Source organism: Psychrobacter sp. CX16 (assembly GCF_057396245.1).
The window spans coordinates 154,538-167,522 of the sequence record NZ_JBXYJF010000001.1; the positions used below are offsets into that span (position 1 = coordinate 154,538).

Sequence of the window (12,985 nt, forward strand, 5' to 3'; positions counted from 1 at the left end):
TATAATCTTTATCAGTTATGCCGATTAATCACACTCTAGCGGCCCTTAAAATTAGCCTCACGCCTTTCAATCATCGACATAACGCCTTCTTTGGCATCTTCAGAATTAAACAAAGGCGGTAGGAAAGATGCGATGCCGCCAAGCGCACTGTCTGCCCCATTTCTAGCACCATCGAGTGCAGAGGATAGAAGGGCTTGCACCCCAAGTGGTGCGGCTTTGCTAATCTCAGTTGCCCATTCAAAAGCTCGGTTATACTGCTCACCTTTGGGCACCACTTCACTCACCAAACCAAGTTTATCTGCAGTTGCGGCATCAAATGACTTGCCGGTTAGCAGATAGGGCATGGCTTTTTGCCAGCCTGCTGCCGCCACAAAACGGACGGTTGCCCCGCCAAATGGCATGATGCCGCGCTGCACCTCCATCTGCGCAAAGTTACAATCATCACTAGCAATAACCACATCGCTATTAAGCATCAGCTCAATACCCGCCGTAAAACAGGTGCCTTGCACAGCCACAACCACGGGCTTAGTACGCAGCTTACCGCTAATACCCCACGGGTCTATTTGTGTAGAATCAAAGGCAAACACCCCTTTATCGAGTTTGTCCTGTAGCTCCATCAAATCAAGCCCTGCGGTAAAGTGCTCGCCATGGGCAAAAATTAGCGCACAACGTAATTCGCTATCGGCTTCATAGCGCGTTAGGGCGTCAGATAACTGTTCAATCATATGACTGTCAAAAGCATTACGCTTGTCGGCCCGATTAAGACCAATCAAACAAATATATCCCTCAATGTCATAAGTTATTCGCTTGTTTGGCTCATTATTCCTGATTTGATTACTCATTATTATTATCCTTCTTTATTAATTATTATGCTGATTGGTAAGACTTTAATATCAGTATCTTTAAGCTCAGAATTATGTCTAAAGCGTCAAAGGGTACAACTCACAGACTAGTGGTTAGATACGATAACACCAATCGTCACTATAGCTGCCTTAATGAGGCTAAACAATCGCTCTAAATTAACGCTCAAGCACGCACTTTTGTTATCATTATTTATGATTAAGCAGCTATCAAGTCTTTATAGCACTTATGAAAAAGACAACTACTGATAATAATATATCTTATATAAACTCACCGCTTCGCTTTATTCTGTACTGACATTTAATAAACTATAGCGCTATCAGCCAGAAGTTTGTTGTGTAAACCTGTTAAACTAAAGCCTAATCAGTATATTTTTATAAAAACTTTTGAAAAGCAGTTCTCAACAGCCTTTTAGTTCAAACTCATAAACTACTGATTTTATTAATTATTTTATTTTTGATAATGTTGTATTCCTACCGCTTTATAAGGTTATCCATAGGGTAAAAACACCCTAAAATCCTTGATAAATAATGGGCTCGGGCAGGTTGCATACATTACCGAAAGTATGGTTTTTATAATCTGTGCTCTCTATGAGTATTTATCCACCTTTTTGTGGTTTATACTGTATCCAATAGCCCATCTATTAAACGCGCTACGCTAATCACTGTTATTCACCCCACTCTATAAATAAGTTTTCATCCCTATGACACAGCACGCACCCCGTAATACCTCTAGCAATCCTGCGGCCAAAAATACCACGCCCTCTGCTACCGCTAAGCCTAAAGCCAATACTCTGCATCCGCGTAACCCACATAATGGGCGCTATGACTTTAATAAATTAACCAAGGCTTTGCCTGAGCTCGCCAAGCACACCATCACCAATCCAAGCGGTGAACCGACCATTAACTTCTCAGATGCTGATGCAGTATTGACCTTGAATAAGGCGTTATTGGCGCTACATTACAACATCAAATACTGGGATTTGCCTAAAGGCTATTTGTGCCCGCCTATTCCAGGTCGTGCCGATTATATACACCAAGTTGCTGATTTATTAGCAGATAACAACAGCAAAAGTGTCAAAGAGCAAGAAAATAAAAAGCCGCACGTATTAGACATTGGCACCGGTGCCAGCTTGATTTATCCGATTGTCGGCAGTCAAAGCTACGGTTGGCATTTCACTGCAACCGATATTGATCCGGTATCGATTAATACCGCCAAAGCAATTTGTGAGATTAACCCCAATCTTAAAAAGATGGTGACCGTTAAGCAGCAAACCAATCCAAAAAAAATCTTTAAAGGTATTATCGGTGAGCATGATTACTTCGATATCACCGTATGTAATCCACCGTTTCATGCGTCTATGGAAGATGTGTTAACGGCCAATAGCCGTAAGCAAACCAAGCTACAAAAGAACCGTGCACGTCGTAATCCAAACAGTCAAAACGCAAACCGTTTCGCTGATGCCAAAAACAATCTAAACTTTGGCGGACAAAACGCAGAGCTATGGACGGAAGGCGGTGAATTTGCCTTTATCACCCGTATGATTAACGAGAGTGTGGATTATGCTCAGCAAGTGAACTGGTTTACGACGCTTGTGTCTCGTTCAGAGAATTTAAAGCCACTTGATGCCTTGCTGCGCCGTATTGGTGCTAGACAGATTAAGACCATTAACATGCAGCATGGTCAAAAAGCGACGCGTATTTTGGCATGGCGTTTTAAATAAAATAAAACGAGATTCATTAGACCAATTAATTATAAAAAAAGAGCCTTTGTTATTAGCAGAGGCTCTTTTTTTTATATTGTAACAAAATCAAATATCATCTAATCGGATCCCTATCTTTGCCTGTGTCAGTCTGAAATATTTTTGCTATAAAACCATTTTTATACCCATAATAATCAATACGACGCCGCCTAAAATCTCAGCTTTATCTTCAAGCCAAGTGCCTGACTTGTATCCTAAATAGGCTCCCAAAAAGCCAAATATAGCGGTTATGATGGCAATAATAAAACAAGCAAGCCATGCATTCATATCTAGTAAATTTAAAGTAAAACCGGCAGCGAGCGCATCAATACTGGTAGCGATTGCCAGTGACAGCATTAACTTATGATCTGTTGTTATCGTGCGTATATTGTTTTCGGAACCCTTGCTGAGCTCTCTGCTTAGTAGCTCATCAGGTAGTAATTTATCAGGACCGCCACTAAACGCTTCATAAAGCATTTTCAGACCCAAAGTGACTAAAATAATACCTCCTATCCACGGTGCGGCAGAGGCTAACCATCCAATTATTGCTGACCCTAACAAGTAGCCCATTAAGGGCATGACGCCCTGAGCTATCCCAAAATATAGCCCTGCAGCTAAAGCTAGCTTTAATAACATAGCTGAAGGAACTGGGTGGCTAGCTTGAGTAATATTAGCTGCTGTATTTGCAGTGGCATGCTTAGCGCCCAACCCGATAGACACCGCAAAAGCATCCATCGCTAAAGCAATGGCTAAAAAGATAAGTTCAGTCATTTATTAGGCCTCTAAAATATGAGAGTAAACCGTCGTCATTATTTGAAGTCACGCTATTTACGAGTATAAAGCATCCTGTTTCACGTGAAACAAAAAAGCCACCTTACAAGTAAGATGGCTTTTTAATTATTAGACTAATATAGTAACCGCTTAGCTTTAGATGTCTAAGTTAGTCACAGTTAATGCGTTCTCTTCAATGAACTGACGACGTGGCTCCACATCATCACCCATTAAGCACATAAATAGATGGTCAGCGGCAATCGCATCTTCAATCGTTACCTTTAACATACGGCGATTTTCAGGATCCATCGTGGTATCCCAAAGCTGATCGGCGTTCATCTCACCCAGACCTTTATAGCGCTGTACAGACAGACCACGGCGCGCATCTAGCATGACTTGCTGCCATAAGTGATCGAAGTCACGTAATAGGGTGTCTTTCTCACCGCGGCGTATATAAGCGGTATCGGTCAGTAGGGTGTTCCACTCTTTTGATAGACGCATCAAACGTCCATACTCACCTGAATTAAAGAAACCGGCATCAAGTAGATAATGCTGCGCTAAGTTATGTACGTAGATTGTGATACGTGGCAGCCACTGCGGCTTGGTCGATAGCATATCGCTGTCTTTACCTTCCACCACTTCGGCATCTTCGATATCATCATTTGGGCTATCAACTTTAGCACCAATCTTGAACTTAAACTGGTTATTGGCATCTTTATCCGCCTCAGACAGCTCATCTGTTTGCGGCGCATGAATGTTATCTAGCTCAATAACTGGGTTCAAATCACTACCAAAACGCTCTAGTTGCTCTTGTAGAGCCACTTTCCACTTACTCATGGCATCATAGTCATAAGTCATGTCAGTGTTCAGCTTAGTCACGTGCGTCAATGCATCCAGCAGTATCGCAGGATAGCGGATTTGCAAACGTGATTTAACCAATTGAGTTTGGTTATAATCGTTTAACAATTTCTCTAACGCCTGACCGGTAATTGATGGTGCATCTTCGCTGATATGCAGATTCATCTCATCAATGGTCGATGACAACAGATACGCTTTTAACGCTTCGTCGTCTTTTAGATACAGCTCTTGGCGACCTTTTTTTACTTTATAAAGTGGGGGCTGAGCGATATAGACATAACCACGTTCAATTAGCTCTGGCGTTTGACGGAAGAAGAAGGTCAACAGTAGCGTACGAATATGCGAACCATCGACGTCAGCATCGGTCATGATAATGATTTTGTGATAGCGTACTTTATCTGGATTATACTCATCTGGACCAATACCACAGCCTAATGCTGTGATTAATGTACCGACTTCGGCAGACGATAACATCTTGTCAAACCGGGCACGCTCAACGTTTAGAATCTTACCTTTTAGTGGCAAAATTGCTTGCGTCTTACGGCTACGGCCCTGTTTTGCAGAACCACCCGCAGAGTCACCCTCCACAATGTACAGTTCAGATAACGCAGGATCTTTTTCCTGACAATCCGCCAACTTACCTGGTAATCCCGCGATATCTAATGTGGTTTTACGGCGTGTGAGCTCTCGAGCTTTACGTGCTGCATCACGGGCACGCGCAGCATCGATAATCTTATTAGCAATCGATTTTGCGGCACCTGGGTGCTCAAGCAAATAGTCGTTAAACTTATCGTGCATTGCCGATTCAACCGCTGATTTTACTTCACTAGAGACCAATTTATCTTTGGTTTGGCTAGAGAATTTAGGATCAGGTACTTTTACTGAAACAATCGCCGTTAAGCCTTCACGCGCATCGTCACCCGTGGTGTTAACTTTATCTTTTTTGATCAACTTCTCGTTGTCCATATACGTATTTAGACAACGGGTCAGTGCCGAGCGGAAACCAGATAAATGAGTACCCCCATCTTTTTGCGGGATGTTATTGGTGAAGCACAGTACCTTCTCATTATAGGTGTCCGTCCACTGCAGCGCCGCTTCAACCACGATACCGTCATCTTGCTCGCTAACAAAGTGGAATACTTCGTTAAGGCCTTCTTTACCGGCATTAATATACGCCACAAACTCAGATAAACCGCCTTTGTGTTCAAAGACATGCTGTTTGTCAGTACGCTCATCAGTTAATACGATACGTACACCTGAGTTTAAGAACGACAGCTCACGTAAGCGTTTGGCCAAGATATCAAAATCAAAGACAGTGCCTGTGAATACGTCTGAGCTTGGATAAAAGCGAATCTGCGTACCGGTTTTGTCGGTTTCTTCTAACTCTTGGATGTCACTGTCTGGCACACCATCACTATAAGTTTGCTGATAATGATGACCTTCACGCCAAATATTCATCTCAAGCTTTTTAGATAAGGCATTAACCACAGATACACCCACACCATGTAAACCGCCTGATACCTTGTAGCTGTTGTCATCGAACTTACCACCGGCGTGTAGCACAGTCATAATCACCTGAGCGGCAGACACGCCTTCTTCAGGATGCACATCGATAGGAATACCACGACCATTATCCATAACGCTGACAGATTCATCTTCATGAATAATGATATCAATTTGATCACAGTGCCCTGCTAAGGCTTCATCAATTGAGTTATCGACTACCTCAAAGACCATGTGGTGTAGACCAGTACCATCATCGGTATCACCAATGTACATACCAGGACGCACACGCACTGCTTCAAGCCCGCGTAATACGCGAATGTTTTTTGAGCTATATTCTTCTGGTAGCGCATCTGCAGGTAAATCTGCAACATCGACGCCCTCAGGTAAGCCCTCTATTAGCTCTTGTTCGGTAATGGGGTTTGATTCACTCATGAGTTATCCTTTACTAATACGGCAGTGCTGATATGTTCAGCAAATCAAATGGCATATGATGTGATTGTCTCGTGCGCAATTTTGTCAATAAATTTAAAGTAATTAAATTCAAAGAAATCGGACAGTTAATCAGTGGGTTTTTATAAAATAGCCCTTCAGCTTTGACATTCCGTTTTTGCCAAATACCCGTGTCATTATGCCAATAATATGGGGGTAAAACTTAGTCATTATTATAGCATTTTTTGGCAATAAAAGCATGGTCTATATTGGTCGCAATTACTGCTATTTAAGGGCCTTAAGCTGCTTTGTTATGGCGTTAAATTATTCTGCCAAAGTTACTGCACCTTGTTTCACGTGGAACATCTTTGCATTTGGCCAAAATCCGGTTATTTGCTGCATAACGGACGCATCTAGACTAGTGATAAATACCTGACAAGATAATTGCGATAGCGTCTTTAAAAGAATAGTCAGTGCCCGTCCGTCAAGCTCTGCAGTGATATCATCTAACAGCACGATAGGTAAGCTACTGCTATCGAAATCGACCTCATAAGCCTGCTGCGGATTGGCCAGCGTTAATAGAGGCAACTGAGACAGCCTGAGTGCGGTTATCAGTAGCTTTTTTTCTCCACGCGACAATACATTAGCCGCTTGTTCACGCACGCTACCTTGTATATCTACCGTCTCTATCTCGTTTGGATAACTGTCTCCTAGGCTTTCTACTAAATCATCTTCTAAATCATTTTGCGGCACTAAGTTATGATTGGTAACTTCATTCTCATACTGGCTCTGCGTACGCGCATCTTGACGCGTCTCAGCATTATCAACCCAAAGCACCTGAATATCAGCACGATGGCAGCCTACTCGGGTATAGCCTGTTTGACAATCTTGCGCCAACCGTTGTTGTAGCAACTCATCAAGCGGTATCTCCGTGTTATAACCTGGTGAGAACCTTAGCTGAATAAACGGCGCATACTCAGGTAAGAGCTCAGCAATCAGTTGCTCAAACCAAGGCTTCCACTCCTCAAAAGCTTGCAGGCGGTAATGGGTGATTAAAGCCGCATGAGTTGCCAGCCCTTTATCCCAGGCGGCGAGCTCTTGTTTTTGGGCTATGGATAACTGGTTTGACTGTCTTAATATGGTATTACGCTGCTTTAATAAGCGCTGATAAGCTAGCCACTGAGAATGAAAGCCAAGTTTCACGTGAAACGTTATCCAGTCCAAAAGCTGTCTTCGACTGCTACTACCGACTTCCAAAATATCCATTGATGATGGGTCAATCAGTAACGTCGGTAACTGCTTAGCAAGCGCACTTTGTACGTAGACGGTCTGCTGCCCAAGTCGCATCGTTGTACTGGCATCCTGAGCCTTTTGAATCGCCATACTGTTCCCGTCTGCAAACTTCGCATGCACCGTCGCGGTAGGCGCATGATGTGAGATATAGCGCTTTGGCTGATGATGACGAAAGCTTTTGCCACGAGATAATAAGTAAAGTGATTCTAATAAAGAGGTTTTCCCACTGCCATTGCCGCCCACGAATACATTGCACTGCCCGACATGGATGCTCACGGCATGCAAATTACGTAAATCATAGACGCTCAGTTGGGTCAGCATAAATAACTACCTTATAAAAACAGCTTACAGACTCAGTTCATGATCTGCTTATTTTAATTATGAAATGGAAGGATTTATCGGTAACGAATAGTGACGCTTATAAATCATTTAAGCTTTATTTATAATAATTGTTAAAATTAATCATGACTGTATTTTAAATTAGTACTTCGAGAGTTCAAATTAGTGCCTCAAGAGTTATAGTTACTTTAATAAATCTACTGACTTATTTCAGTTTAAATTTTGATAAGACAACCCTCACCTTTGTCAGTCAAATTTAAACTGGATAGCAAAATTAATAGCCGATCAAACCAGTGTAATCTATTTAACATAATGTATTCAGTTATACACAGCTAGATTATGTTAAATGATTATCAAAAAAACCACGCTCAATTTGGCATAAAAAAAAGCAAAGTCCGAAGACTTCGCTTTTTAGTAGTCATTTTAAGCAACCGTTATCTTGTCGCTTATTCAAATTATATACGCATTGGCATAATAACGTATTGATGCTGCGTATCATTGAGCTGATTAACCAATACTGAGCTATTGGCTTGACTCATATGCAGCTGCACATCACCGCCCAATACATCCAACACATCTTGCAGATAAGCGGCGTTAAAAGACAGCTCTAAAGGCTCGCCCTGATACTGTACTTGGATGCCCTCAACTGCTTCGTCTTGCTCTGCGTTATTGGCACGTACTTCTACACTACCATCCACAGAGAAGTTAAAAATAACGCCTCGTGACTTCTCATTACTTAAGATAGCCACTCGTCGCAATACTTCTGTCATACGCTCTTTGTTAACTAAAGCTATCTTATCAGTATTGTTTGGCATAACGCGGCGGTAATCAGGGAATTTGCCATCAATTAAGCGTGCAGTAAAGGTCACTTTTACCGAATCATCAATTTGGCCGGTACTGTCTACATTACCAAACGGCAAAGTCACTTGTAAGAATTCGCGACCAAAGCTTAGTGTCAGATTGCCATCTTTATCTCCAACCAGTTTGCCCAACTCATTGGCTAAACGATCAAGTTCAATAACGGCTTTGCGTGGCAAAATAGCCTGCATCTGAAAGTCATCTGCCACCTCAATCACACTGCGTGCAAGCGCCAAACGGTGACCATCGGTAGCCACGGTGGTTAACTGACGCTGACCTACCTCAAATAACATGCCGGTTAAGTAATAACGCACGTCTTGGATGGCCATCGCAAACTGTGTTTTAGACATCAAATCAAGAAGCACTGTGCGGCTTAAAGTCAGCGGTGTGATATTTGCAGGGCTGCCTAATAACGGGAAATCCTCTGCCGGTAATGTACCCAGTATAAAGCGGCTCTTACCACTGGTAATAACGCAGCGCTCATTGGCTTCTGCACTGATATTAATCATGGTATCTTTCGGCAATAGCTTACAGATATCATGTAGCTTAGAGGCAGGCAACGTTGTTGCGCCAACACTACCAGTTGCGCCATTACCTAAGTGTACTTCTGCGGTAAGCTCTACCTCTAAGTCAGATGCCGTCAGACGCAGTAGCGACTCCGTAACCTCAAGCTTAATATTACCCAAAACCACCATGTTATGGCGTTTATCTGCTGCTTTAGCAATCAAATTAATGGCTTTTAGCAGTAACTCACGATTAATAGACAGTTGCATAATAATAGGACTCTTTGATTAGGTCTTTATAATTTAATATCGGGTGTCATTGCTCATACTAAGGACCAGCGGATATCTTAAATATCGATTTTAAGCTTCAAATTTCAGTACTAAGATAGTAGCCTAAATTAGCTTGACAGTTAGGCTCCATACTGTCCTTAAATACATCATGGCTCGTGCTAGTATAACTAAATATTCAGTACTGTGCACCGCTTGTCTTATTTGTCCTCAAGCATCTTAAAATTCAACAATCCTCCTAGCGAATACGCTCTACCCTGCTTGTAGTGTCATAGCCAATGCTTTGTATTCTTTATCAAGCATAGGGTCTTCACTGCGTAGCTGGGCCACTTTATCACAAGCATGCATCACCGTCGTATGATCACGGCCACCAAAGGATTGGCCAATATCAGGGAAGCTGTCTTTGGTTAACTCACGCGCAAGTGCCATGGCAATCTGACGAGGACGCGCAATACTCCGTGTTCGCTTTTTACCCATCAAATCTTTTATTGAGACATCATAATATTCGGCAACAACTTTACGGATATTATCCATGCTCACCGCTTGTGAGCGAATGGCAATCACATCTTTTAGCGCATACTGCACCATGTCCAAATCAATCGGATTACCTGTCAAATTGGCATTGGCAACAACTTGATTAAGCGCCCCTTCTAAACGGCGCACATTAGAGACCACGTTTTGAGCAATAAATAACGCGCACTCTTTTGGCAGATCTATATTAGACAATGATGCTTTTTTCTGTAGAATCTGCATTCGCGTTTCCATCTCTGGTGGCTCAATGGCCACTGCAAGACCCGACGAAAAACGTGACCGGAAACGCTCATCGAACTCCGTCATTTGCGACGGATGCCTGTCTGAGGCCAAGATAACCTGCTTACCCTCAACCATAAAATCGGCAAACAAAGATAAAAACTCGTTACTTGATTTGGTCTTTCCAGCTAAAACGTGAACATCATCGATAATTAATAAATCCACACGTTTAATTTTCTTTTTGAATTCTTCTATTTTTTGATTACGCAGCGCATGCACCAGCTGATTAATAAATTTCTCTGAAGAAAAGTAATAAAACGTTTTACCTAATTTTAAATAGCGATGTGCTACCGAGTGCATCAAATGCGTTTTACCCAAACCAGAGGCGCTATACAAAAACAGCGGATTGTGCTGATTCTGTGATTGTTTTTTACCCAGCTCTAAGCAAGCCTTATACGCCAACATATTAGATTTACCACTGACAAAAGTCTCAAAGGTAAAGTATGGGTTGATATAGCTCAGCGCTTTGTCCGATGACAATAAGTGTTCAGACGGTCCTGCTGTATTATGCGATAGAGGAGAGCTGTTCAAACCACCGGATGGCGTCTGACTCGTCTGAGTGTTATTACTTGAAATTCCATTACTGCCCGATTGTGAACTACTCTCGACTTGAATGACCACCCGCTCAATATCACCACCACTGTGCTGCTTGACTAACGTCTCAATATCAGTGAAATGATGCTGCTGGATGTGCGATACAAAATACTGGTTAGGGGCCAAGACCTCTAATGTGGTTCCGACTACCTTCGCGGATAACGGACGCAGCCACATCGTAAATTCATTTTCCTTGAGTTGATATTTTAAATCATTAAGACATTTATCCCACAACGACAAACTATCCGACATGACGATTAGGCCCTAAATAAAAAATAAATGGAGAGGGTAGGGCCTATAATGACCACAGCCCAACATAATTGAGAAGCGTACTTTAGCACATAAGACAGCAGTTATCATGCATTTTATTCTGTGGATAACTTTGTTGTTAACTCTGTGGATAACTTTTTATGGCAAGTTATACAGGTTTTAACCACAGGTTTTACACAGCAATAACCACAAGATAAATACATGTTATTATTGTATTTTTTATAGTTATACACAGCTAAATAGGGTACTAATAATAACAAAAGAACTATTATATATATAATTATGGGGTAATCATGTTTCTGTGGATAAGTATCTAAAATAAGATTTTTATCTTCTAGTAAGAAGTAAGGGAGGCAGGGATTAAACTCATTAAATGCAGTGCTCATAGTTATCAATTAAACAAAGAATGTGAATGTGTTTTTCAGTAGTTTTAAGATTAATATTCGAAGCAGTTCAAGCATACTAAATTCTAAAAACAGGATATTTCTACCAGTGTTATTAGTAATAAGCCAATGTATTATTTAGCACCTACAGGGTATTTATTATTGACATAAACCTAAGACACTGGCATAATCATTCGTTACTACAAATTCTTAGTGAACTCTATCTGTCTTTACTTTTAATTCTTTTCTTTGCTGTCAAAGGTGATTTATGAAACGTACATTCCAGCCAAGCGTTATCAAACGCAAGCGCACTCATGGTTTCCGTGCTCGCATGGCAACTAAAAAAGGCCGTCAAGTTTTAGCACGCCGCCGCGCCAAAGGTCGTCATCGTTTAACGGTGTAATTCATTCTTTAATGAGTGAATTAAGATCTAACAAATTGATATCGTATTATTAAAAGCACCTAACTCAGGTGCTTTTTTTCTTATGTATCTGCAAATTTTAATCGACTGTTGACATCACATGACTGATTATTGCTATCCCAAATCAAAGCGTTTACTAAAACCGGATCAATTCAAAGCGGTATTTAATAAACCATTATTTAAAATTCACCAAACCCATTTTATGGCGTTTGCGTATGATTCGGAGCAGCAACAAGCACGATTGGGAATGGCCATTACTAAAAAGAAAATTCCAACAGCAGTGGCAAGAAACAAAATCAAACGGATTATCCGCGAGCAGTTTCGTCACCAGCATAGCGCACTCCCCGCTGTGGATATCGTCTTCATATTAAAGAAATCCTCTAAGGCGCTCAGTAATGATGAGCTTCGTACTGAGATAGATGCTATTCTGACAAAGGTAATTAAAAACAGTCAAAGACAGGGTAATGTCGCTAAGTAACTCAATACTTGTACATAATCTAAGTGACAGCCTCAAAGACTTTTAGCCATCGAGCAGACTATGGAGGATGTATGTTATCAGCGATAGTATCGAGGTTTTTCATCGCCGTTATTAGAATATATCAACGTATCATCAGCCCTTTATTGCCTGCTCGTTGCCGATATTATCCGACCTGCTCTGAGTATGGGGTAACAGCTATTAAGTGGCATGGCCCTAGGATTGGCGGCTTATTGACAGCTAAGCGGATTGCGCGTTGTCACCCACTTGGCGGTCATGGTATCGACTTTGTTCCACTGCCTCTTTATAAAGATATTTTTTATCCTGTATTAGGAGCCACTGCTAAAGTTCCGAATTCGTCATCTCTTTCTTCACCCCCTCGACACTCTGTGTTAGATTTAACTCATTCACTAACTATTGTTTCACGTGAAACAATACTTTTAGAGCGCGGTATCTATAAAGATAACAGCAGTTATGTCGCAAGATTAAACCGATTACTCTAACGCACCCTGACTTGATTAAAACAATTCAACATCATGTTAATGCTTATTTATAGCAGAGCATCACCTTCTATATCATTTACTA

At 41.5% G+C, this 12,985-nt stretch carries 10 protein-coding genes; 4 read left to right on the forward strand and 6 right to left on the reverse strand.

Annotated features, from left to right (window positions below; genetic code table 11):
• Nucleotides 1-35: 35 nt before the first annotated feature.
• Entirely contained in the window at nucleotides 36-842 is an 807-nt protein-coding gene (locus tag AC2SLM_RS00640; protein ID WP_486551347.1) for a crotonase/enoyl-CoA hydratase family protein, read from the reverse strand.
• 722 nt (nucleotides 843-1,564) lie between these two features.
• Between AC2SLM_RS00640 and rlmF the strand changes: the two genes are divergently transcribed.
• Nucleotides 1,565-2,584: a 23S rRNA (adenine(1618)-N(6))-methyltransferase RlmF gene (gene rlmF, locus AC2SLM_RS00645; RefSeq protein WP_486551349.1), complete on the forward strand. Its 1,020-nt coding sequence runs from the start codon at nucleotides 1,565-1,567 to the stop codon at nucleotides 2,582-2,584.
• 144 nt (nucleotides 2,585-2,728) lie between these two features.
• Here rlmF and AC2SLM_RS00650 read toward each other — a convergent pair whose 3' ends face one another.
• From AC2SLM_RS00650 to dnaA, 5 genes are all read right to left on the reverse strand, one after another.
• The gene (locus AC2SLM_RS00650; protein WP_486551351.1) at nucleotides 2,729-3,373 is read right to left on the reverse strand and encodes a manganese efflux pump MntP; all 645 of its coding nucleotides are present in this window, start codon (nucleotides 3,371-3,373) and stop codon (nucleotides 2,729-2,731) included.
• 156 nt (nucleotides 3,374-3,529) lie between these two features.
• Nucleotides 3,530-6,169: a DNA topoisomerase (ATP-hydrolyzing) subunit B gene (gyrB, locus tag AC2SLM_RS00655; RefSeq protein WP_486539772.1), complete on the reverse strand. Its 2,640-nt coding sequence runs from the start codon at nucleotides 6,167-6,169 to the stop codon at nucleotides 3,530-3,532.
• A gap of 321 nt (nucleotides 6,170-6,490) precedes the next feature.
• Entirely contained in the window at nucleotides 6,491-7,780 is a 1,290-nt protein-coding gene (gene recF / locus AC2SLM_RS00660; protein ID WP_486551353.1) for a DNA replication/repair protein RecF, read from the reverse strand.
• A gap of 473 nt (nucleotides 7,781-8,253) precedes the next feature.
• Nucleotides 8,254-9,429: a DNA polymerase III subunit beta gene (gene dnaN / locus AC2SLM_RS00665; RefSeq protein ID WP_486551355.1), complete on the reverse strand. Its 1,176-nt coding sequence runs from the start codon at nucleotides 9,427-9,429 to the stop codon at nucleotides 8,254-8,256.
• A 270-nt stretch (nucleotides 9,430-9,699) separates the two neighbouring features.
• On the reverse strand, nucleotides 9,700-11,103 hold the full coding sequence (dnaA, locus tag AC2SLM_RS00670; protein ID WP_486551357.1) for a chromosomal replication initiator protein DnaA: 1,404 nt from the start codon (nucleotides 11,101-11,103) through the stop codon (nucleotides 9,700-9,702).
• 669 nt (nucleotides 11,104-11,772) lie between these two features.
• Between dnaA and rpmH the strand changes: the two genes are divergently transcribed.
• The 3 genes from rpmH to yidD all read left to right on the forward strand — a co-directional run bounded on the left by rpmH (nucleotide 11,773) and on the right by yidD (nucleotide 12,903).
• On the forward strand, nucleotides 11,773-11,907 hold the full coding sequence (gene rpmH / locus AC2SLM_RS00675) for a 50S ribosomal protein L34 (protein ID WP_007394757.1): 135 nt from the start codon (nucleotides 11,773-11,775) through the stop codon (nucleotides 11,905-11,907).
• 118 nt (nucleotides 11,908-12,025) lie between these two features.
• A complete protein-coding gene (rnpA, locus tag AC2SLM_RS00680) occupies nucleotides 12,026-12,403 on the forward strand; it encodes a ribonuclease P protein component (RefSeq protein ID WP_486551359.1) in 378 nt (125 codons plus the stop codon).
• A 71-nt stretch (nucleotides 12,404-12,474) separates the two neighbouring features.
• Nucleotides 12,475-12,903, forward strand: a complete 429-nt coding sequence (yidD, locus tag AC2SLM_RS00685) for a membrane protein insertion efficiency factor YidD (protein ID WP_486551361.1) — start codon at nucleotides 12,475-12,477, stop codon at nucleotides 12,901-12,903.
• The last annotated feature ends 82 nt before the right edge of the window (nucleotides 12,904-12,985 follow it).